A 21,963-nucleotide genomic window follows, 5' to 3' on the forward strand; every position below is an offset into this window, starting at 1 on the left:
CCCATTTGAATGATAGTTGTGCAACATTGAAATAATAATCACAAAATATGCATAAAAAATCACTCAAAGGCAACTTATTGCGTCAGGAAATTGCGCAGCAGCTGATGACCCTGCTCGCTGAGAATGCTCTCGGGATGAAACTGCACGCCTTCCAGCGCCAGCGTTTTATGACGGAAACCCATGATCTCGTCGGGCTCACCGTCGCGCAGACTCCAGGCGGTGACCTCGAACGCATCGGGCAGCGTCTCGCGCTGCACGATCAGCGAATGGTAACGGGTGACCGTCAGGGGATTGTTGAGATTGCGGAACACACCTTTGCCGGTGTGCTGAATGGCGGAGGTTTTGCCGTGCATCACCTGACGGGCGCGCACCACCTGCGCACCATACGCCTGCGCGATAGCCTGATGACCCAGACAAACGCCCAGCACCGGCAGCTGCCCGGCAAAGTGGCGGATGGCCGCCAGTGAGATCCCCGACTCCGAAGGCGTACAGGGGCCGGGGGAGATCACCAGATGGGTCAGCGGTAAGGCAGCCATCTGCTCCAGCGTGATGGCGTCATTGCGCACCACCTTAACCTGCGCATCCAGTTCGCAGAAATATTGATAAAGATTCCAGGTAAAGGAGTCGTAGTTGTCGATAAGCAGCAGCATGACTGATCCAGAATGATAAACCGCGCCGCTATTCTACGTGGTTAAGCCGCCTCACTCACCACTTTCGCAAAAACCGCCTCCAGCGGAGCCAGATCGCCCGCCACACCAGCCTGATTAGCCGCTTTCCAGCTCTCCGCATCGGTCTCTTCCCACGTCAGCAGATATCCGGCATGCAGCGCCAGCTGTTCGAAGAAGATGCGCTGGGCCCGTCCGTTGCCATGGCGGAACGGATGCAGCATGTTGATTTCACAATAGTAGTGGGCGATACGCGGGATAAAGGCGTCACGCGGGAGGTAAGCCAGTCCCTTCTCCTCTTCCAGCGCGGCCATCAGGGCGTTGCCCTCTTTTTCGATATATTCGAAATGACAGAACGGCGTCTCATCGCGCCAGATATCGATGGTGCGCAGTTCACCGGCCCAGCTGTAGAGATCCTGGAACAGGGTGCGGTGAATCTGACGCAGCCAGGGCAAACCGGGGTTGCGGGGCCCCAGTTCCAGCGTGGCGAGACGCGCCGCACTGAAGCTCAGCTCCGCCTTACGCAACTGGGCGGCATCGTGGATTTCGGCCAGATTTTTCAGCACATTGTCGTGCTGCCACAGGTAGGGGTCCTGGCTGACGGCGCTGTTAGAGTCCATATTGCCTCCTCAGTGACGCCAGACGCGTTTCCGCATCGTCACTCTTCACGCTGATCTCATTCGGTGTGAAGCCCTCCAGCCGACAGCTGGCCTGATAGCTGGCGCTGCGCCGCTGTTGCCACAGTGTGACCTTCTGTTTTTCGGTGAGTTTGTTCGCCATGCCGCCTCCTGCTCAGGTTTTTGCCCTAAGTATAAGAGCAAATTCTGGCTTTGCCGGAGGCGGCGGGCGATCGCCATCCGCAGATGGCGACAAAAGGCGTTAAGGCAGGACTTTCGCGGAGAGGATAACGACCGGTTTAGACGGGACATTCTGGTAAGGGCCAACATCTTTGGTCGGCACCTGAGAAATTTTTTCAACCACATCCTGGCCTTTCACAATCTTACCGAAAACGGCGTAGCCAAAATCGCGCTGTCCATGGTCAAGGAAGGCGTTATCCGCCACGTTGAGGAAGAACTGGCTGGTTGCGCTGTCTTTATCCGCAGTACGCGCCATCGAGATGGTGCCACGCAGGTTGCGCAGGCCATTATCGGCTTCATTTTTGATCGGCGCGTTGGTCTGCTTCTGCTGCATATCGGTGGTGAAACCGCCGCCCTGCACCATAAAGCCCGGGATCACGCGATGAAAAATGGTGTTGTTGTAAAAACCGCTGTTAACGTAATCAACGAAGTTTTTTACGGAAACCGGCGCTTTCTGGTTATTCAGTTCGAGTTCGATATTACCGGCGGAGGTGGTAAGCAGAACGTGCGTGTCGCCTTTTGCGGCCAGCGCCTGGGCGGAAACAGATGAGAGCGCTAACAGGGTAATGGCCGCTGTTAAAGTACGTTTGAACATGAAAGGTTCCTTACCCTGGAGAGTGGGGATCGAAAAAAGTGATTAAGTGTAAAGAGCATGGAATACAAGAGCCAGCGTTTTACCTATATTTACGCTGCCTGCGCAAAAGCGAGACGCAAACGTTAACCCTCAGCAATTACGTGATTAAAATCACACAACACATGAAATTTGGATCTGTAGTTTCACTGCTTGTTTATTAAGATCACAGTTCCGTTTACACTTTCTGACACTTTTTGGCACCCGGTCCCTAACAGGTTCAGAACATGACAAACCGAAATCGTATTGGCCTTACCTGGATAAGCTTTTTCTCCTATGCGCTGACGGGCGCACTGGTAATCGTTACCGGCATGGTAATGGGCGATATCGCAAAAGATTTCCAGATCCCTGTCTCCAGCATGAGTAACACCTTCACCTTCCTCAACAGCGGCATTCTGGCTGCGGTCTTCCTGAATGCCTGGCTGATGGTGATTGTGCCCCTGAAGCGCCAGCTGATTTTCGGCTTCGTTCTGATGGTCCTGGCGATCGTCGGATTGATGACCAGCCGCGATCTGACCATCTTCTCGCTCTGTATGTTTGTGCTGGGCGTGGTCAGCGGCATTACCATGTCGATCGGCACCTTCCTGATCACCCATCTGTATGAGGGTCGTCAGCGTGGTTCCCGCCTGCTCTTCACGGACTCCTTCTTCAGCATGGCGGGCACGCTGTTTCCGGTACTGGCCGGGATCCTGCTGGCGCGTCAGCTGCCGTGGTACTGGGTCTACGTCTGCATCGGCTTCATCTACGTCGCAATCTTCATCATGACGCTGTGTGTGGAGTTCCCGGTGTTGCGCAAGCCTGAAAACAGCCCGACGGTGGAAAAAGAGAAATGGGGTCTGGGCGTGCTGCTGCTGGCAGTGGCGGCTCTCTGCTACATTCTCGGCCAGCTTGGCTTCATCTCCTGGGTGCCGGAATATGCCACCAAAGTCATGGGCATGAACATCAATGATGCCGGACAGCTGGTGGGCAGCTTCTGGACAGCCTATATGGTCGGCATGTGGGTCTTCAGCTTCCTGCTGCGCTTCTTCGACCTGCAGCGCATTCTGATGGTGCTGGCGGGTCTGGCCACGGTGCTGATGTACTGGTTCGTCAGCAGCAACGATGCCGGCATGCTGAAATGGATCATCATGATTCTTGGCTTCAGCTCCAGTGCGATCTACACCACCATCATCACGCTGGGCTCGCTGCAGACCAAAGTCGCCTCACCGAAGCTGGTGAACTTTATCCTGACCTGTGGCACCGTCGGCACCATGCTGACCTTTGTGGTGACGGCGCCTATCGTTGAGAAAAGCGGAGTGCACACGGCACTGGCGACCGCCAACGCCCTTTACGCGGTGGTGTTTGTCATGTGTGCGCTGCTCGGCTTTGTCAGCCGTCATCGTACGCACGGTCACATCACGCATTAATGCTTCAGGGCGGCGATTCATCGCCGCCCTGCTCGTTAACGCCGGAAATCTACGCGCTCCCGCTCCCGCCAGTAAATTTCACTTTCCGCCGGTTTTGTCTCCGCCACCACCACACCACGCCGCACCGAGTAGCGCACCGGAACCTGCCTTCTCACCGCATCAAAGCCACTCTCAGCCGGCAGAATGATCAGGCTCGCCTCGTTGCCGCTCTGAATGCCATAGCCTGCAAGCTGCATCGTCTTCGCGCTGTTATGCGTAATCAGATCCAGCCCCGCATCAATCTGCTCGTAGCCCATCAGCTGACAGACATGTAAGCCCATGTGCAGCACCTGCAGCATGCTGGCAGTTCCGAGCGGATACCAGGGATCAAACACGTCGTCGTGGCCGAAGCAGACGTTGATCTCCGCCTCCAGCATCTCTTTCACCCGCGTAATGCCGCGCCGCTTAGGATAGGTGTCGAAACGCCCCTGCAGGTGAATATTGACCAGTGGGTTCGCGACAAAGTTAATGCCCGACAGCTTCAGCAGGCGGAACAGCCGCGAAGTGTAGGCACCGTTATAGGAGTGCATGGCGGTGGTGTGGCTGGCGGTCACGCGTGCGCCGTTGCCGTCGCGCTGGGCCAGCGCCGCCACGGTTTCCACAAAGCGCGACTGCTCATCATCGATCTCATCGCAGTGAACATCGATCAGCCGGTCGTAGCGGTTCGCCAGCGCAAAGGTCTTATGCAGCGACTCCACGCCATATTCGCGGGTAAATTCATAGTGCGGAATCGCCCCGACCACATCAGCACCCAGCCGCAGCGCCTCCTCCAGCAGCGCCTCCCCGTTGGGATAGGAGAGGATCCCCTCCTGCGGAAAGGCGACGATCTGCAGGGTTATCCAGGGGGCCACCTCCGCCTTCAGCTCCAGCATCGCTTTGAGCGCCGTCAGGGAGGGATCGGAGACGTCAACGTGGGTGCGAACAAACTGGATGCCGTTGGCGATTTGCCATTTCAGCGTCTGCATCGCCCGCTGTTTAACATCCTCGTGACTGAGCATCGCCTTGCGTTCCGCCCAGCGCTCTATGCCTTCAAACAGGGTGCCGGACTGATTCCACGCGGGCTGACCCGCGGTCTGGGTGGTATCCAGATGAATGTGTGGCTCAATAAAGGGCGCACAGGCCAGACCGCCCTCACCGTCCAGTGACTGATCGGCCGGTGTCGCCTGCTGGGGCTGGGCCGACAGACGGACAATCCTGCCGTCGGCAATTTCGATCTGCCACAGACCTTCCCGCCAGGGTAAACGCACGTTGTTAATCCACTTGGGTGACCGCATTGCCAGCTCCTTATCCGGGTTTTGGTTAAAACTAGCACGAATCGTCGTCCCGGCGGCAATACCGGATTATCAGCGGGTTAGCTCTTCCGGATAAAATCAATTAAAATCAACCACCTAACCCTAAATAGGTATATGGACGGGTGGTTGATGTACATCAATAAGCGCCAGAAAGGGCGCGCTATTGTAGCCGCAGAAATCGCAAATCTGAGGCAAAAATGAGCAAGCACAATGTCGTCGTTATCGGTAACGGCATGGTCGGCCACCGCTTCATAGAAGAGTTAATGGAGAAAGCGGAACCTGACCAGTTTTCGCTGACCGTCTTTTGTGAAGAACCGCGCGTCGCCTACGATCGTGTCCACCTCTCGGCTTACTTCTCCCACCACACCGCAGAAGAACTCTCGCTGGTGCGTAAAGGGTATTACGAGAAACATCAGGTCACGCTGCTGCTGGGCGAGCGCGCCATCACCCTTAACCGTGATGAGAAACTGATCCACTCCAGCACCGGTCGCACGGTCCGCTACGACACGCTGATTTTTGCCACCGGCTCTTATCCCTGGGTCCCGCCGATTAAGGGAGCGGACGGCAGCGACTGCTTTGTCTACCGCACTCTTGAGGATCTTGATGCGATTGAGGCCTGCTCACGCCGCAGCACACGTGGCGCGGTGATTGGCGGGGGTCTGCTGGGCCTGGAAGCGGCGGGTGCCCTGAAAAATCTGGGCATAGAAACCCACGTCATTGAATTTGCCCCCGTGCTGATGGCAGAACAGCTGGATCAGCAAGGCGGAGAGCAGCTCCGTCGCAGGATCGAAGAGATGGGTGTACGGGTCCACACCGGCAAAAATACCCAACAGATTGTGCATCATGCGCAGGGCGGCAAAACGCTGCAGTTTGCCGATGGCAGCACGCTGGCGGTCGATTTTATCGTCTTCTCCACCGGTATCCGTCCGCAGGACGCGCTGGCGAAGCAGTGTGGCTTGACGCTGGGGCCGCGCGGCGGCATCGCGATTGATGACCAGTGTCGCACCAGCGACCCCGCCATCTACGCGATCGGCGAGTGTGCCGCCTGGCAGAACCGGACCTATGGCCTGGTGGCACCGGGGTACAAAATGGCCCAGGTCGCCAGCGACCATCTGCTGGGCCGCGACAATGCCTTTACCGGCGCGGACATGAGCGCGAAGCTCAAGCTGCTCGGGGTCGATGTCGGCGGGATTGGCGATACGCGCGGCACCACACCGGGCGCCCGCAGCGTGGTCTGGCTGGACGAAGGCAAATCGATCTATAAACGCCTGATTCTCAGTGAGGATCAGAAAACCCTGCTGGGGGCCGTGCTGGTGGGCGACACCCGCGACTATGGCAACCTGCTGCAGCTGGTGCTGAACGCGATTCCGCTGCCTGACCAGCCGGAAGCACTGATTCTGCCCACAGGCAGCGGCGAAAAACCGGCTATCGGCGTCGACTCTCTGCCGGAGAGCGCGCAAATCTGTTCCTGCTTCGACGTCACTAAAGGCGATATTGTGCAGGCGGTCCAGGCGGGCTGCCACACCGTGGCTGCACTGAAAACCACCACCCGTGCAGGCACCGGCTGCGGCGGCTGTATTCCGCTGCTCACACAGGTGCTCAACAGTGAGCTCAGCCGCCAGGGGATTGCGGTCAACGACCATCTTTGCGCCCATTTTGCGTATTCCCGTCAGGCGCTGTATCACTTGATTCAGGTGGAAGAGATCAAAACCTTTGATGAACTGCTGGCCCGCTATGGCCAGGGTTACGGCTGTGAAGTCTGCAAGCCCACGGTGGGTTCGCTGCTCGCCTCCTGCTGGAATGAGTATGTGCTCAAACCCCAGCACGCCCCGCTGCAGGACAGCAATGATCTCTGCCTGGGCAATATTCAGAAGGATGGCACCTACTCCGTGATCCCGCGTTCCCCCGGTGGGGAAATCACGCCGCAGGGACTGAAAGCGATAGGTGAGATCGCCGGGCGCTACCAGCTCTACACCAAAATCACCGGCTCACAGCGCATCGGCCTTTTCGGGGCGCAGAAAGACGATCTGCCCGCCATCTGGTCACAGCTGATCGACGCCGGCTTCGAAACCGGCCAGGCCTACGCTAAGGCACTGCGAATGGCGAAAACGTGCGTCGGCAGCGCCTGGTGCCGCTATGGAGTCGGCGACAGTCTCGCTCTGGGCGTGACGCTGGAGAACCGTTACAAAGGCATCCGCACCCCGCATAAGATGAAATTTGGCGTCTCCGGCTGCACCCGCGAGTGCGCGGAAGCCCAGGGGAAAGATGTCGGCATCATCGCCACCGAAAAAGGCTGGAACCTTTACGTCTGCGGCAACGGCGGCATGAAGCCGCGGCATGGCGACCTGCTGGCCGCCGATCTGGATCAGGAGACCCTGATCGCCGCGCTTGACCGCTTCATGATGTTCTATATCCGTACTGCCGATCGTCTGCAGCGCACCTCGCTGTGGCTGGAGAGCATGGAGGGCGGCATCGGCTATCTGCGTTCGGTAATCATGGATGACCGGCTCGGTCTCAACAGCCAGCTGGAGCAGCAGCTGGCTGCGCTACGCGCCACTGTCCGCTGCGAATGGAAAGTCACGCTGGAAGAGAAACCGTCCCTGTCGCGCTTCGCCCACTTTATCAACTCGCCGCAGCGCGACCCTGGCATACAGCGGGTGGCCGAACGCGACCAGCACCGTCCGGCCCGCGCCGATGAGCGTATTGCCATCACCCTGACAGAGGAGACGAAATCATGAGCCAGTGGCATCCGGTGTGCGCGCTGACGCAGATCCTGCCCGCCACGGGCGTCTGTGCGCTGGTCAACGGCGAGCAGATCGCCATCTTCCGTCCACGCAGTGATGAACAGCTCTATGCCATCAGCAATATCGACCCGTTCGCCGGGGCCAGTGTGCTGTCGCGCGGCATCATCGCGGAACATCAGGATGCGCTCTGGGTGGCCAGCCCGCTGAAAAAGCAGCGTTTTCGTCTCAGCGATGGTGTCTGTATGGAGGATGCCTCGCGCAACGTGGCCGCCTGGCCGGTGCGGGTCAATGCCGGACAGGTCGAAGTTTGCCTGTAACTCTCTTCACAGCCCGCTCCGGCGGGCTTTTTTAAGGATCGCTGATGGACTACTTCCCACTCTTCTGCCGCCTGCAGGGCCGGCGCTGTCTGCTGGTGGGTGCGGGTGATGTGGCGGAGCGCAAAGCCCGCCTGCTGCTGGAAGCCGGTGCCGAACTCCGGGTGGGTGCTCCTGATTTTTCGCCCGCCTTCCGGGCGTGGGCACAGCAGCGTGCGCTTACGCTGCTGCCGGGACATTTCGATCCGCACTGGCTGAACGGCTGCTGGCTGGTGGTGGCCGCCACCAGCGACAACGCGGTCAATCAGCAGGTGGCGGAAGCGGCGGAAAGGCAGCAGATCTTCTGTAACCTGGTGGATGCACCGCAGCAGGCCAGCGCGATTGTGCCATCGATCATCGATCGTTCCCCGCTGATGGTGGCGGTGTCGTCCGGCGGACGGGCACCGGTACTGGCGCGCCTGCTGCGGGAGAAGCTGGAGGCGAGACTGCCGCAACATCTCGGCCAGCTGGCGCAGCTGGCCGGTCACCTGCGCGCGCGGGTGAAAAAGCAGTATGGCGCGCCAGGTGCCCGCCGCCGCTTCTGGGAGCGCTTCTTTCACAGCGAGCGACTGGCGCAATCGCTGGCGAACGGCGACAGGCCGCGTGCAGAGCAGATCGCTGACGCGCTTTTTGACGCCAATCCGGCCCGCCAGGGGGAGGTGGCGCTGGTCGGTGCCGGGCCGGGCGATGCCGGACTACTGACCCTGAAAGGCTTACAGCTTATTCAGCAGGCGGACGTCATCGTCTATGACCGCCTGGTCTCCGATGCGGTCCTGAATCTGGTGCGCCGCGATGCCGAGCGTATCTTCGTGGGTAAACGCGCCGGACATCACTGCGTGCCGCAGGCGTCGATTAATCAGCTGCTCTGCGAACAGGCGCAGCGCGGAAAGCGGGTGGTACGCCTGAAAGGGGGCGATCCCTTTATCTTTGGACGGGGCGGCGAAGAGCTGGAGGCGCTGGCGCAGCAGCAGATCCCCTTCAGCGTGGTGCCGGGGATCACCGCCGCATCAGGCTGCGCGGCCTACAGCGGCATTCCCCTGACCCACCGCGATCATGCGCAGAGCGTCAGGCTGGTTACCGGCCATCTGCAGAAAACGGGCACCCTCGCCTGGCAGACGCTGGCGGCGGAACAGCAGACGCTGGTCTTTTACATGGGGCTGACGCAGGCCGGAGAAATTCAGCAGCAACTGATAAAACATGGGATGCGCAGCGATATGCCGGTGGCGCTGGTGGAAAACGGCACCAGCACGCGTCAGCGCGTGGTGACCGGAATACTGAATGAGCTGGAAGCGTTAGCCGGTCAGGTGAGCAGCCCCAGCCTGATGATCATTGGCAGCGTGGTCAGTCTGCGCGAGACGCTGCGCTGGTTCTGAATCGACAAATAAAAACGGCGGACATCATGTCCGCCGTTTCATTGACTGCTCAGCCGTTACGGCATCGCAACGAAGCCCACCGCCTCATACACCTTCTTCAGGGTTTCCTGCGCCTGTGCGCGTGCTTTCGCCGCGCCATCACGCATCACCTGCTCCAGCAGCGCTTCGTCGTTGCGGAAGGTGTGATAACGCTCCTGCAGCTCAGAGAGCATGCCCGACACCGCATCCGCCACCGCGCCTTTCAGATGGCCATACATCTTGCCCTCAAACGCCTGCTCAAGCTCGGCGATACTCTGACCGGTAACGCCCGACAGAATATCCAGTAGGTTAGAGACGCCCGCCTTCTCTTTCACGTCGTAGCGCACCACTGGTGGCTCTTCAGAGTCGGTGACGGCGCGTTTAATCTTCTTCACCACCGCTTTCGGATCTTCCAGCAGGCCGATCACGTTGTTGCGGTTGTCGTCAGACTTGGACATCTTCTTCGTCGGTTCCAGCAGCGACATTACGCGCGCGCCAGACTTCGGAATGAACGGCTCCGGCACCTTGAAGATGTCGCCATACAGCGCATTGAAACGATGCGCGATATCACGGCTCAGCTCCAGATGCTGTTTCTGATCTTCACCGACCGGCACCTGATGGGTCTGATAGAGCAGAATGTCCGCCGCCATCAGCACCGGATAGTCGAACAGACCAGCATTGATGTTCTCTTCGTAGCGTGCGGATTTATCCTTGAACTGCGTCATGCGGCTCAGCTCACCGAAATAGGCGTAGCAGTTCAGGATCCAGCTCAGCTGCGTATGCTCCGGCACATGGGACTGAACAAAGATGGTGCTTTTTTGCGGGTCGATGCCGCAGGCAAGGTAGAGCGCCAGCGTGTCCAGCGTCGCTTTACGCAGTGCGGCAGGGTCCTGACGCACGGTGATAGCATGCAGATCAACGATGCAGTAAATGCAGTGGTAATCATCCTGCATCTGCACCCACTGACGCAGCGCACCCATATAGTTGCCGATGGTCAGTTCGCCGGACGGCTGTGCGCCGCTGAAAACGATGGGTTTCATACTTAAGTCCTGATATTTACAGCCCCAGAGCGGGCAAAAGTTCGTCGAAAGAGTCGAGAGTTAAATCGGGCTGGCTGGTGGCAATCGGCTCGCCATAGTTATAGCCATAGGTCATGGCCACATTGGGCACGCCTGCCGCCTGCGCCGCCTGGATATCATTGCGGGAGTCGCCGACAAACAGCAGCTGATTCTGCAGCACCCCAAAGGTGCCAAGCACCATAAAAATGGCGGCCGGATGCGGTTTTTTAACCGGCACATCATCGCCGCCAATAATCAGCGAAAACGCATCGGCAATCCCCAGCGATTCCAGCAGCGGCGCCACAAACGGCGTCGGCTTGTTTGTGACAATCGCCATCGGCAGTCCGGTTGCCTTAAGGGCTGCCAGCGTCTGCTTCACGTGCGGAAACAGCGTACTGCCCGCCTCCACGGTATCAGCGTAGTGCCGGTCAAACAGCGCCCGCGCATCGCGCTGCTCTTCCGGCTGCGGTTCGCGGCCCAGCGCAAAGGTCAGCGCGCGCGCCATCATGATATCGGCACCGTTGCCAATCCACGTGGAGACCCGCGCCAGGCCCGCCTGCGGCAGACGCAGGTCGTTCAGCGTGCGGTCGATAGCCTCAGCAAGGCCGGGTGCGCTATCCACCAGGGTGCCATCCAGATCAAACGCCAGCGCGCGAATATCAGTGAAATGAGCCATTGGCCTTCTCCAGTTCGTTGCGCATGTCGTCGATGACTTTTTTATAGTCAGGATGACCGAAGATGGCGGAACCGGCAACAAACATGTCGGCACCGGCGGCGGCAATCTGGCCAATGTTGTCGATCTTCACACCGCCATCCACCTCCAGACGGATGTTGTAGCCGCTCTGATCGATACGCCGGCGCGCTTCACGCAGTTTATCCAGGGTGCCCGGGATAAATGACTGACCGCCAAAGCCCGGGTTTACGGACATCAGCAGAATGATATCCAGCTTATCCATGACGTAATCGAGGTAGCTCAGCGGGGTCGCCGGGTTAAACACCAGACCGGCTTTGCAGCCATGCTCTTTAATCAGCTGCAGGGTGCGGTCAACGTGTTCGCTGGCTTCGGGATGAAAGGTGATATAGGTGGCACCCGCTTTGGCGAATTCCGGGATCAGCGCATCGACGGGTTTCACCATCAGATGCACATCGATAGGGGCGGTGATGCCATAGTCACGCAGGGCTTTCAGCACCATCGGCCCCATGGTCAGGTTTGGCACGTAGTGGTTGTCCATCACGTCGAAGTGAACCACGTCACCTCCGGCCGCCAGCGCTTTGGCTGTATCTTCGCCCAGGCGGGCAAAGTCCGCCGACAGGATTGAAGGGGCCAGCAAATATTGTTTCATCCGATTCTCCCACTGTTGTGCGCCAGCACTCAGGCTGGCGTAATGCGTTGGTCGCGGACGAAACAGACTAGCGATAAAGTGCCAGCAGTTCGTCGACCTTGGTGCGACCGGTTATGCTCCGGCTGATAGAACGCCGGGCTTTGACCACATGTAACACTGCATCCTGATACCACAGACGCGTCAGTGCAGTGTCGTGGTTAGAAATCAGTACCGGAATCCGGTGCTCTGACGCGGCCAGCTGTGCCGCCAGCATCGCCAGATTCTCCTGCTCACGCAGGCTGAAGCTGTTGGTGTGATAAGCCGTAAAGTTGGCCGTTGCCGACAGCGGCGCATAAGGGGGGTCACAATAGACCACCGAGCCTTTGCCGGCACTGGTCAGGGTAACATCGTACGATTCACAGACAAACGTCGCTTTTTGCGCTCGCTCGGCAAACCATAACAGTTCAGCTTCCGGAAAATAGGGTTTGCGATAGCGGCCAAACGGCACGTTGAACTCACCACGCAGGTTATAACGGCAGAGGCCGTTATAACAGTGGCGGTTCAGATAGAGGAACAGCAGCGCGCGCTGGTAGGCATCCGTGCTGAGGTTAAATTCGGTGCGACGCTGGTAGTAACAGGCTTCGGTGTTCCCTTCCGGCGTGAACAGCAGTTGCGCGTCACGAATGAAATCCGCGGTGCGCAGTTTGACGATGTTATAGAGATTAATCAGGTCGCTGTTGATGTCAGCGAGATGATAGCGATCAAAGTCGGTGTTCAGAAACACCGAACCCGCGCCAACAAATGGCTCGACCAGGCAGTCGCCTTGCGGCAGATGGCGATGGATCTCTTCGACTAGGGGAAATTTTCCCCCTGCCCATTTCAGGAAAGCGCGATTTTTTTTCATGCTGTCGTGGTAATTACATCTTATTGTGAGGCTGTGGCTGGACCGACAGCAGATCTGCGCTTAAAACGGGGCCAGAGACTGGCCCCCTGTCCGCTATTGACTGGCTTCTTTCTTCACCTGGCTGACCGGTTTTACCCACGGATTTTTCGCGCGTACGTCTGCAGGCAACGAGGCGACAGCGCGTTTGGCATCAGCCGGTGTGGCATAGGAGCCGCTCACCAGCACATACCACGCCTGACCATTACGGGTGGTTTTGTAGACGTGATAGCCGCTCAGATTCTGCTGCTTCGCCCAGGCATTCAGGCTTTCTGCTTTAGACGCGCCGCTCAGCTGCAGGGTGTAGCTGCCGCCTGGCAGTGATTTGCTGGCCGTGCTGCTGCCTGCTGCCGATGTAGCGGGCGCAGAACTGACGGGTGACCGTGCTGGCGTCGTGTGTGTTTTGCTGTCGCGGGTTGCCGGCTTCGCCGCCGCTTTGTGCGCGGTGTCGTGCGCCGGACGGGAGGCCGCGTTTGAGCGGGCTGGCGTCTGACGCGTCACCGGTGCGGTAACGGGATTCGCCGCCGTTCCGGCATTGCCGCTGACGGTGGCAGGCGCGGTCGGCAGTGAGCTGCCGCCCTGCGAGCCCATTGCCGCACTGTCGACCTGCTGCTGCTGATTGCTCAGCGCACTGTTCAGATCGCCTGGCAAGGTGACGCGCTGCTGATTCGCTGGGGCGTCAACCGGTGCAGCCTGGGTCGGCGTAGAGGCAACAGGCGGCATTGAGACGTCACGCGCCTGGCCGGACGCCGCCTCACCGCTGGCCGCCGCGTTATTGTCGGTGGTGGCCGGCGTGTTCTGAGCGCCAGACATGGAAGAGGAGCCGGTCAGGTCGATGTTCTTCTCACCGCCGGTGCTGCCACCCGCAGCAGGCGTAGTGCCCGCTGACGCGGTTTTTTTCTCATCAGGGCCGTTCAGCGCGGAACCAATCCCCAGAACCAGTAACAGCAGAACCAGAATCCCGACGCCCATCATGATGCGCTGGCGCGAAACCGGTATTCTGGCTGCGGTAGACGACTTACGAGGGCGCGAGGGACGGCGGTCGCTGGCGTCAGGTTTTAACTCATCTTCCGGTTTAAACTCATCCATTTTGCCTCCTCCGTAAAGCGGCATTCCGCACTGCGCACCCTGCGCGCCGCGTCACCACTCAACTGCTTATTCTCAGGGTTGCTGACAATCGTTAATTGCAGCCAGCACCATATCATGTGCCACGCCGCCACGCACTTCAGAGCGGCCGATCGACAACGGCAGAACCAGCCGCAGTTCGCCCGCCAGAACTTTTTTATCGCGCATCATGTGCGGCAGGTACATCTCTGCACGCATCGCCTGTGGGCCATGCACCGGTAAACCGGCACGCTGCAACAGGGCAATGAGGCGTTCCGTCTCGTGCGGCTGGAACTGCCCCAGCCGTTCCGCCGTGCGCGCCGCCATCACCATACCTGCGGCAATCGCTTCACCGTGCAGCCAGTTGCCGTAGCCCATATGCGCTTCAATCGCATGGCCAAAAGTGTGCCCCAGATTGAGCAGCGCCCGCTGACCGTTTTCACGCTCGTCAGCCGCCACCACCTCTGCTTTCAGCTCACAGCAGCGACGAATGCAGTAGGCCAGCGCCTGTTCATCCAGCGCCAGCAGCGCATCAATATTCTGCTCCAGCCACTGGAAAAAGGCGCCGTCGAGAATAACGCCATACTTGATCACCTCTGCCAGACCGGAGGCCAGCTCACGCGCCGGCAGCGTCTGCAGACAGGCGGTATCGATCACCACCGAGGCAGGCTGATAAAAGGCGCCGATCATGTTTTTGCCCAGCGGATGGTTCACAGCGGTTTTGCCACCCACCGACGAGTCCACCTGCGACAGTAAGGTGGTCGGAACCTGAATAAAGCGCACACCACGCTGATAGCTGGCCGCAGCAAAACCGGCCAGATCGCCAATGACGCCGCCGCCTAAGGCAACCAGCGTCGTATCACGACCGTGCGGCTTCTGCAGCAGTGCGGTAAAAACCTGATCCATCACCGCCAGCGTCTTATATTGTTCGCCATCGGGTAAGATCACCTGATCAACTTTTACGCCTGCCGCCGTCAGCTGCGCCGTTATCCTGTCAAGATAGAGCGGTGCCAGCGTCTGGTTGGTCACCACCATGGCGTTTTCGCCCGCGGTCAGCGGCCAAAAAGAAGCCGGATCGTTAAACAGTCCGGCGGCGATAGTGATGGGGTAACTGCGTTCCCCCAGTGAGACGGTGATCTTCTCCATGATGCTCAATACCTGTCAGAGAGCCTTCGAACGTTGGATCAACTTTTTTCCAACATGTGGATAATCTGATTCGCCACGACTTTCGCACTCTGGTCGTCTGTACGAATGGTCACATCGGCGATCTCTTCGTAGAGCGGGTTACGTTCGCCAGCCAGCGCTTCAAGCACCTCACGCGGCGGGGAGTCCACCTGCAGCAACGGACGTTTTTTATCGCGCTGAGTGCGCGCCAGTTGCTTCTCGATCGTGGTTTCAAGATAAACCACAACACCACGGGCGGAGAGACGGTTACGCGTTTCCCGGGATTTGACGGAACCACCCCCTGTCGCCAGGACGATGCCTTGCTTCTCGGTCAGTTCGTTAATGATTTTTTCTTCGCGATCGCGAAAGCCAGCTTCGCCTTCGACATCAAAAACCCAGCCCACATCCGCTCCGGTGCGTCGCTCAATTTCCTGATCGGAATCGAAGAACTCCATGTTGAGTTGCTGAGCCAACTGACGGCCAATAGTGCTTTTGCCGGCACCCATCGGCCCAACCAGAAAGATATTGCGTTTCTCTGCCATTTTGTCGGTATTACTAAGAATTCGTTAATGATACCCCGCGTTCAGCTTTTGCTGGCGGGACAGGAACTGAGACCTCATGAGCGTTAGCAAGAGTCAGATGAAAAATTATCTCAACACTCAAGGCTGTTTGGCAACCGATTATATTGCCTTCAGCACATCCATTTCTGAATTGGCCTGTGTTCGCGAAACTGTAACGCGCCAGCGCTGCGTCTTTTACCACGCTGCTTACAGAGGAGTTGTCTGATCTGTTAACCGGGATTTATCCGGTTCAGACGGTTACACCGTATTGAAAATCGCTAAACCTTGTAAGCTAATTCCTCTTCTGCGTCAACGCAGATGACCCCGAGGGCCTCATTTTCCGTTTTATCCCGTCGTAAGCGCTGCTTCCCTGACCAATCGCGGCGTAATAAAGATAACCAGCTCTCTTTTTTTGCGCTGCGCCGATTGCTGGCGAAACAGTCCGCCAATCAGCGGCACCTTTCCCAGCAGCGGCACCCTGTTCTCTCCCCGGTTTCGCTGCTGCTGAAAGATGCCGCCTAAGGCCAGCGTTTGTCCGTCGCTGACCGTGACCTGGGTCTCTATTTCCTGTTTATCGATGGATAAGATGTCGCTGTCACCGGTCCGGATGCTGCGCCCCGGCATATTCTGACTGATATGGATTTTCAGCCGGATACGGCCGTTTCCGGCGATAGTGGGCGTTACCTCCATGCCCAGCACCGCTTCTTTAAACTCAATCGAGGTGGCGCCGCTGTTGCCTGCCGACACTTCATAGGGAATTTCAGTGCCCTGCTTAATCGAGGCGGTCTGCTGGTGTGAGGTGAAGAGGCGCGGACTGGCGATGATCTCAATCTGGTTCTCCTGCTCCAGGGCGCTCAGCTCCAGATCCAGCAGCGCGCCGCCGATACGCGCCAGCGCCATCCCCGCGCTGATACCAGGTGAACTTACCGCCAGCGGAACAGCGAGCCGGGGATGATGCAGGCTCTCTGTCACCGCTGCATCTCCCGCCAGCATGCCCCACTGCACCCCCAGCTCCTGCAGGTGCTCCTCACTGATGGTGACGATATGGGCAGAGAGTTCAATCTGCTCCAGTGGCCGATCCAGCCCCTGAATCCAGCGCGCCGTCTCTTTCAGTGCCGCGGCGGTATCGCGCAGAAGCAGCGCGTTGGTGCGTTTATCCACCGTCACGCTGCCACGCGGCGTCATCAGTGACTGGCGTTCACTCAGCAGGCTGGCATGAACGTCGCTGGCGCTGGCATAACGGAGTGTGACCGTGCGCTGTTGCAAAGGCGTCTGCTGTAACTGCGCCTGCCGCTCCGCCTCCCGGGCCGCGTCCTGTGCCTGCTGCCAGCGCAGCGGATAGACCAGCAGAACATTATCCTGCTCAATAACCGTCAGTTTTGCCATCCGCGCCACCAGCGCCAGCGCCTGACGCCACGGCAGGTTATCCAGCCGCAGCGATAGCGTCCCCTCAACCTCAGGCGCGATCAGCAGATTGACCTGCTGATAGTCAGCCAGCGCCTGCAGAATCTGCTCTACCGGTGCGTGGTCAAAAGCGAGGCTGAGCGGCGCCTCGTCAGCGGCGAAAACCGGCTGCAGGCTGCTGATGAGGAACAGGATCGCTATCCTTAACATGCGCATATCCTTTTAAATAAAATGTGGTTCGCTGAGCGTGACAGCTCACTGGCACGGCAAGCGTGAGGCTGCGGGAGGTGATCGCCACCAGTTGCCAGGGCGTCAGCGGAAAAGGCTTGTCGCTGCCCACCGTGACGCGTTCTCCCTGCGGGGTAAGCAGCCAGGCCTGATAGCGGGTTTCCCGTCCGGCAATCCCCTGCAGACGCCAGCCGGTGAGCGAGGCTACCGCCGCCTGACACAGGGAACCGGCAACAGGCCGGAAGGGATCGCGTGCCTGCACATCACCCCAGCACAGCAGCAGAATCAGCAGGCTATGGCGCATCGGCTGGCTCCAGCCAGAGTTGCGCCTCCAGATCCTGCGGCTGCGCCAGCAGCAGGAAATGCACAGGCAATGGCGCAGAGGCCTGGGCAAACTCAGCAAAGAGTGTCCGGAACGCCTGCCAGGGCAGATGCAGTGTCAGCAGGCGGGCGGGGCCATCCGGCTGCCACGCCTGCAGCTGGTGAGAGCGGCCCGCCAGAATATCGTCGATAGCCCCCTCCGATGCGGCTGCGCGAGTCAGAGCGCGCTGCATCGTCTCCCGCTGCGCCTGCAGCTGCGCGATGGCGGGATGCTGACGCCACTGCTGCTGGCGCTGCTGCAGAGTTCGGGTTAACTGTGACAGCGCCGCCCGTTCAGCGGCCAGTGCCTGCTGCTGAGGCCGTAAGCCCGGCAGCCAGATAAGCAAAAGCAGACCCGACGCGAGAAGGAGCAGCAGGCCGTAGCGCGGAACAGCCGCCATCTGACACCAGCGATCAATCATCGCGTCCCCCGGCTATCTGCGCCCGTAGCGAAAAATGGTAGCGGCCATCCGCCTGACGCCGGACCCCACCCTGCTGCACCTGACCCAACAGGGCGGCGGTAGCAAGCTGCTGGCGAAACTGCCGGATTGCTGCCATATCCTGCGCCTGCCCCTCCAGGATCAGGCGGTTATCGCGCTTCTCCAGCCGGGTCAGCCAGGCGGTATCGGGCAGCATGCCGGGCAGATCGCGCCAGAACTGTTGCCACCCGGCCAGCTGCGCAGCCTTGTCACGCTGCTTCGCCTGCTGTTTTTGCAGAAGCGCGAGCTGTTCCAGCAGCTGCTTCTGCTGCGCTAAACGCGCAGCCAGTGTCTCCAGCGCCTGCTGCTGCATTCTGCTCTCCTGCGCTATCTGCTGGCGCGCCTCATGGACCCGGTACGCCTGCTGCATCATCAGCAGCAGCAGACCGGCCGCCACCAGTGCCAGCACCAGCAGGCTCTGCCGCCGCTGCCGTTGCCGCCGTTGCTGCCGCCACGGCAGCAGATTTACCGCCACGCCGGCTCATCTCCGCTGCGCAGCGCCAGCCCGATCGCCAGTGCAAAGGCTCCCGGATTCGCGGGCAGCGGGGGCTGCTGATAACGAAGCAGATCAAAAGGGGAAAACGCGACAGCGTCAGCGGGCAGCGCAGCTGGCGTGGCGGCACACCAGGCGATGGCCGTTGCCTGGGGAAAGGCCTGCTGTTTCAGTGCGTCCAGCGTGACGGCGTCGTCACACTCTGCTGCGGTCTGCGCATCGCTCCAGAGCCAGCGCCCCTCCTGCTGCAGCACCAGCACCGTGCCGCCCGGCAGTCGCGCCTGCCGGGCCAGCCGCTTCAGCGCATCGGTGGTCAGTTCCAGCACCTGCGGCCTGAATCCCGCCTGTAACAGGGGCATCATCCACTGGTCAACACTCTCCCGCCGGGCCGCCGTGACGCAGAGCTGACGGTTTCCGGCCTCCTCGTGATAGTCCAGTGCCAGCGTGTCAGGCTCCAGCGGAAAGAGACGACGCGCGGCCACCTGCACGTAGTGCCCCAGCGCAGGCTCCCTGAGTGACTGTGCGGGCAGCGGAAGCGGCCGCTGCAGCACCAGCCGGGCGGGGAACCCGACCCTCAGCGAGTAACGGCGCGGCAACTGCTGACGCCAGGCTGTCAGGACCGCCTGTAATTCAGGCGAAGATTGCAGCACGCCGTTTCTTAACGTATCTTGCGGCAGCCGTTGCAGCCACCAGTGGCGTAGCTGCCAGCCATCACGACGACGCTGGAGGGCCAGGCCACACATCTGCCTGTTCTGAATATCCAGCCCGATTTGCCAGGTATGAAAAGCCATGCGCGCGATCTCCTTATCGTCCGGGAAAATGGACATATCAAAGCGTCTGGCTTGCCTTTATACTACCGCGCGGTTGTTTATAAACTGCTCAAACGACAATAGATGGGAAACTCCAGGTGAAGTTCGTAAAGTATTTATTGATCCTTACAGTGTGTTGCATCCTGTTGGGAGCTGGCTCGATTTATGGCTTGTACAAGTACATCGAGCCACAGCTGCCTGACGTCAACACGCTGAAAGATGTGCGTCTGCAAACCCCTATGCAGGTTTACAGCGCCGACGGCGATCTGATCGCCCAGTATGGCGAAATGCGCCGTATTCCTTTGACCCTGCAGCAAGTGCCACCTGTGATGGTGAAAGCGTTTATTGCAACCGAAGACAGCCGTTTTTATGAGCACCACGGTGTGGACCCGGTGGGGATTTTCCGGGCGGCCAGCATCGCGCTGGTCTCCGGTCACGCCTCCCAGGGGGCAAGTACCATCACTCAGCAGCTGGCCCGTAACTTCTTCCTGAGTCCGGAACGCACCCTGATGCGTAAAATAAAGGAAGCGTTTCTGGCAATCCGCATTGAGCAGTTACTCAATAAGGATGAAATTCTTGAGCTCTACCTGAATAAGATCTACCTCGGCTACCGGGCTTATGGCATCGGTGCTGCTTCGCAGGTCTATTTTGGTAAGCCGGTTGACCAGCTGTCGCTGAGTGAAATGGCGATGATTGCCGGTCTGCCGAAAGCGCCGTCCACCTTTAACCCGCTCTACTCGCCGAGCCGCGCCCTGTCGCGTCGCAACGTGGTGCTGGCGCGTATGCTGGATCAGCACTACATCACGCAGCAGCAGTATGATGAGGCACGCAATACGCCGCTGGTGGCGAAGTATCATGGCCCGGAAATCGCCTTCTCTGCCCCTTATCTCAGCGAGATGGTGCGCCAGGAGATGGTGAAGCGCTACGGCGACAACGCCTACACCGACGGCTATAAGGTTTACACCACCGTGACCCGTCGCCTGCAGGAAGCGGCTCAGACTTCAGTACGTAACAACGTCATCGCCTACGATATGCGTCATGGCTATCGCGGTCCGACCAGCGTGCTGTGGCGGGTGGGCGAGCCCGCCTGGGATCAGACTAAGATCGAGAAAGCGCTGAGTGCGTTGCCGGTCTATGGCCCGCTCTATCCGGCGGTGGTCACGGAAGCACGCAGTGATGAAGCAACCGTGATGATGAAAGATGGCAGCAATGTGTCGCTGGCCTTAGCGGGTGTGCGCTGGGCGCGTCCTTATAAGTCTGACACCGTGCAGGGCCCGACGCCGAAAAGCGTGACGCAGGTGCTGCAGCCAGGCCAGCAGATCTGGGTGCGCAAAGTGGGTGATGCGTGGTGGCTGGGCCAGGTACCGGATGTGAACTCGGCGCTGGTCTCACTCGATCCGAATGATGGTGCGGTGCGGGCGCTGGTAGGCGGCTTCGCCTTTAACCAGAGCATGTTTAACCGTGCAACCCAGGCACTGCGCCAGGTCGGCTCTAACATCAAGCCGTTCCTCTACACCGCCGCGATGGATCGCGGACTGACGCTGGCGTCGATCCTGAACGATGTGCCGATTTCACGCTGGGATGCCGGTGCGGGTGCCGACTGGCGTCCGAAAAACTCACCGCCAACCTACGATGGACCGATTCGCCTGCGTCAGGGACTTGGCCAGTCGAAAAACGTGGTGATGGTGCGTGCGATGCGCGCCATGGGCGTGGATTATGCCGCAGAGTATCTGCAGCGCTTTGGATTCCCGGCGCAGAACATTATTCATACCGAGTCGCTGGCCCTGGGGGCGGCCTCGTTCACCCCGTTACAGGTGGTGCGCGGCTACTCCGTGATGGCGAATGGCGGCTTTCTGATTGACCCGTACTTCATCACCCGGATTGAGAATGAACAGGGCGGCATTGTCTTTGAAGAGAAACCGAAGATCGCCTGTCCGCAGTGCAATCTGCCGGTGATCTACGGCGAAACGAAGAAAGCGCTGGCGCTGAACGAAGAGAGCGTTGAGAACGTGGCCGCGTCAGACAGCAATCAGAACCAGGCGGTGCCACAGCCTGCACTGGAGCAGGTTCCGGCCCAGGCACAGCAGGGCGAACAGCAATATGCCCCGCATGTCATCAACACCCCGCTCAGCTTCCTCATCAGGAGCGCCCTGAACAGCAACATCTTCGGTGAACCGGGCTGGATGGGAACCGGCTGGCGTGCCGGTCGTGACCTGAAGCGTAATGACATAGGCGGAAAAACCGGTACCACGAACAGCTCGAAAGATGCCTGGTTCTCGGGTTATGGCCCTGGTGTCGTGACCTCCGTCTGGATCGGTTTTGATGATGCGCGCCGCAATTTAGGCCGCAGCACCCTTTCCGGCGCGATTCCCGATCAGATTTCAGGCTATGAGGGCGGCGCTAAGAGTGCGCAACCGGCATGGGATGAATATATGAAGAGTGCGCTGGAGGGGGTACCGGTGCAGCCGTTAACTCCGCCGGATGGCGTGGTCACGGTCACGATTGACCGCAGCACCGGCAAGCTGGCAAATGGCGGAGGCAATACGCGTCAGGAGTACTTCATCAACGGCACCCAGCCGACCGAATATTCCGTTCATGATGTGGGCACCACCATTATGGACAACGGCGAGAGTCACGAGCTGTTCTGATGTGACCCGCACACTT

Annotated in this window: 22 protein-coding genes; 5 read left to right on the forward strand and 17 right to left on the reverse strand. The window is 59.3% G+C overall.

What is annotated here, in order from left to right; all coding sequences use genetic code 11:
• Positions 1-74: 74 nt before the first annotated feature.
• From AC6I7A_RS17775 to ppiA, 4 genes are all read right to left on the reverse strand, one after another.
• Positions 75-650: an aminodeoxychorismate/anthranilate synthase component II gene (locus AC6I7A_RS17775; protein WP_009087650.1), complete on the reverse strand. Its 576-nt coding sequence runs from the start codon at positions 648-650 to the stop codon at positions 75-77.
• Between the two features lie 41 nt (positions 651-691).
• Positions 692-1,285 carry a putative adenosine monophosphate-protein transferase Fic gene (locus tag AC6I7A_RS17780; protein ID WP_058957840.1) on the reverse strand — a complete coding sequence of 198 codons (594 nt, stop codon included), beginning with the start codon at positions 1,283-1,285 and terminating at the stop codon, positions 692-694.
• Positions 1,275-1,445, reverse strand: a complete 171-nt coding sequence (locus AC6I7A_RS17785) for a YhfG family protein (protein ID WP_009087653.1) — start codon at positions 1,443-1,445, stop codon at positions 1,275-1,277. The genes AC6I7A_RS17780 and AC6I7A_RS17785 overlap by 11 nt, the downstream gene beginning before the upstream one ends.
• A 99-nt stretch (positions 1,446-1,544) precedes the next feature.
• Positions 1,545-2,117, reverse strand: coding sequence for a peptidylprolyl isomerase A (ppiA, locus tag AC6I7A_RS17790; protein WP_046100711.1), 573 nt, complete (start codon positions 2,115-2,117; stop codon positions 1,545-1,547).
• A 263-nt stretch (positions 2,118-2,380) separates the two neighbouring features.
• Between ppiA and tsgA the strand changes: the two genes are divergently transcribed.
• Positions 2,381-3,559, forward strand: coding sequence for an MFS transporter TsgA (gene tsgA, locus AC6I7A_RS17795; RefSeq protein ID WP_046100712.1), 1,179 nt, complete (start codon positions 2,381-2,383; stop codon positions 3,557-3,559).
• Positions 3,560-3,594: 35 nt separating this feature from the next.
• On the opposite strand, the gene AC6I7A_RS17800 is transcribed toward tsgA, so the two are convergent.
• A complete protein-coding gene (locus tag AC6I7A_RS17800) occupies positions 3,595-4,872 on the reverse strand; it encodes a cytosine deaminase (RefSeq protein ID WP_082668207.1) in 1,278 nt (425 codons plus the stop codon).
• Between the two features lie 215 nt (positions 4,873-5,087).
• On the opposite strand from AC6I7A_RS17800, the gene nirB reads away from it, so the two are divergent.
• Genes nirB through cysG form a run of 3 tightly spaced genes read left to right on the forward strand, consistent with a single transcriptional unit; the run spans position 5,088 to position 9,360 of the window.
• Positions 5,088-7,628 carry a nitrite reductase large subunit NirB gene (nirB, locus tag AC6I7A_RS17805; protein WP_058957842.1) on the forward strand — a complete coding sequence of 847 codons (2,541 nt, stop codon included), beginning with the start codon at positions 5,088-5,090 and terminating at the stop codon, positions 7,626-7,628.
• Entirely contained in the window at positions 7,625-7,951 is a 327-nt protein-coding gene (gene nirD, locus AC6I7A_RS17810) for a nitrite reductase small subunit NirD (protein WP_058957843.1), read from the forward strand. Before nirB ends, nirD begins: the two co-directional genes overlap by 4 nt.
• Positions 7,952-7,995: 44 nt before the next feature.
• Positions 7,996-9,360, forward strand: coding sequence for a siroheme synthase CysG (gene cysG / locus AC6I7A_RS17815; protein ID WP_058957844.1), 1,365 nt, complete (start codon positions 7,996-7,998; stop codon positions 9,358-9,360).
• 56 nt (positions 9,361-9,416) lie between these two features.
• Here the strand turns inward: cysG and trpS are convergent, their stop codons facing one another.
• The 12 genes from trpS to pilM form a co-directional block, all read right to left on the reverse strand.
• Entirely contained in the window at positions 9,417-10,418 is a 1,002-nt protein-coding gene (gene trpS / locus AC6I7A_RS17820) for a tryptophan--tRNA ligase (protein ID WP_009087666.1), read from the reverse strand.
• Positions 10,419-10,434: 16 nt separating this feature from the next.
• On the reverse strand, positions 10,435-11,112 hold the full coding sequence (locus AC6I7A_RS17825; protein ID WP_058957845.1) for a phosphoglycolate phosphatase: 678 nt from the start codon (positions 11,110-11,112) through the stop codon (positions 10,435-10,437).
• On the reverse strand, positions 11,096-11,779 hold the full coding sequence (rpe, locus tag AC6I7A_RS17830; RefSeq protein ID WP_009087670.1) for a ribulose-phosphate 3-epimerase: 684 nt from the start codon (positions 11,777-11,779) through the stop codon (positions 11,096-11,098). Before rpe ends, AC6I7A_RS17825 begins: the two co-directional genes overlap by 17 nt.
• A gap of 67 nt (positions 11,780-11,846) precedes the next feature.
• Complete coding sequence (gene dam, locus AC6I7A_RS17835) at positions 11,847-12,662, reverse strand: adenine-specific DNA-methyltransferase (RefSeq protein WP_046100717.1); 816 nt, start codon at positions 12,660-12,662, stop codon at positions 11,847-11,849.
• A 93-nt stretch (positions 12,663-12,755) separates the two neighbouring features.
• Positions 12,756-13,787 carry an SPOR domain-containing protein gene (locus tag AC6I7A_RS17840; protein ID WP_058957846.1) on the reverse strand — a complete coding sequence of 344 codons (1,032 nt, stop codon included), beginning with the start codon at positions 13,785-13,787 and terminating at the stop codon, positions 12,756-12,758.
• Between the two features lie 72 nt (positions 13,788-13,859).
• On the reverse strand, positions 13,860-14,948 hold the full coding sequence (aroB, locus tag AC6I7A_RS17845) for a 3-dehydroquinate synthase (RefSeq protein WP_009087678.1): 1,089 nt from the start codon (positions 14,946-14,948) through the stop codon (positions 13,860-13,862).
• Between the two features lie 38 nt (positions 14,949-14,986).
• Positions 14,987-15,508, reverse strand: a complete 522-nt coding sequence (gene aroK, locus AC6I7A_RS17850; protein WP_003852989.1) for a shikimate kinase AroK — start codon at positions 15,506-15,508, stop codon at positions 14,987-14,989.
• A 363-nt stretch (positions 15,509-15,871) separates the two neighbouring features.
• Positions 15,872-17,140, reverse strand: a complete 1,269-nt coding sequence (gene hofQ / locus AC6I7A_RS17855; RefSeq protein ID WP_072215511.1) for a DNA uptake porin HofQ — start codon at positions 17,138-17,140, stop codon at positions 15,872-15,874.
• The gene (locus AC6I7A_RS17860; RefSeq protein WP_058957847.1) at positions 17,082-17,462 is read right to left on the reverse strand and encodes a HofP DNA utilization family protein; all 381 of its coding nucleotides are present in this window, start codon (positions 17,460-17,462) and stop codon (positions 17,082-17,084) included. Before AC6I7A_RS17860 ends, hofQ begins: the two co-directional genes overlap by 59 nt.
• Positions 17,452-17,940 (reverse strand): HofO family protein, encoded by a 489-nt coding sequence (locus AC6I7A_RS17865; protein WP_058957848.1) that lies wholly within the window; start codon positions 17,938-17,940, stop codon positions 17,452-17,454. Before AC6I7A_RS17865 ends, AC6I7A_RS17860 begins: the two co-directional genes overlap by 11 nt.
• Entirely contained in the window at positions 17,933-18,472 is a 540-nt protein-coding gene (locus tag AC6I7A_RS17870; protein ID WP_058957849.1) for a PilN domain-containing protein, read from the reverse strand. Before AC6I7A_RS17870 ends, AC6I7A_RS17865 begins: the two co-directional genes overlap by 8 nt.
• Complete coding sequence (pilM, locus tag AC6I7A_RS17875; RefSeq protein ID WP_058957858.1) at positions 18,463-19,281, reverse strand: type IV pilus biogenesis protein PilM; 819 nt, start codon at positions 19,279-19,281, stop codon at positions 18,463-18,465. The genes AC6I7A_RS17870 and pilM overlap by 10 nt, the downstream gene beginning before the upstream one ends.
• 116 nt (positions 19,282-19,397) lie before the next feature.
• Here pilM and mrcA point away from each other — a divergent pair, with 116 nt between their 5' ends.
• Positions 19,398-21,947, forward strand: a complete 2,550-nt coding sequence (gene mrcA / locus AC6I7A_RS17880) for a peptidoglycan glycosyltransferase/peptidoglycan DD-transpeptidase MrcA (RefSeq protein ID WP_009087693.1) — start codon at positions 19,398-19,400, stop codon at positions 21,945-21,947.
• Positions 21,948-21,963: the final 16 nt, after the last annotated feature.

The organism is Type-F symbiont of Plautia stali (assembly GCF_059731105.1).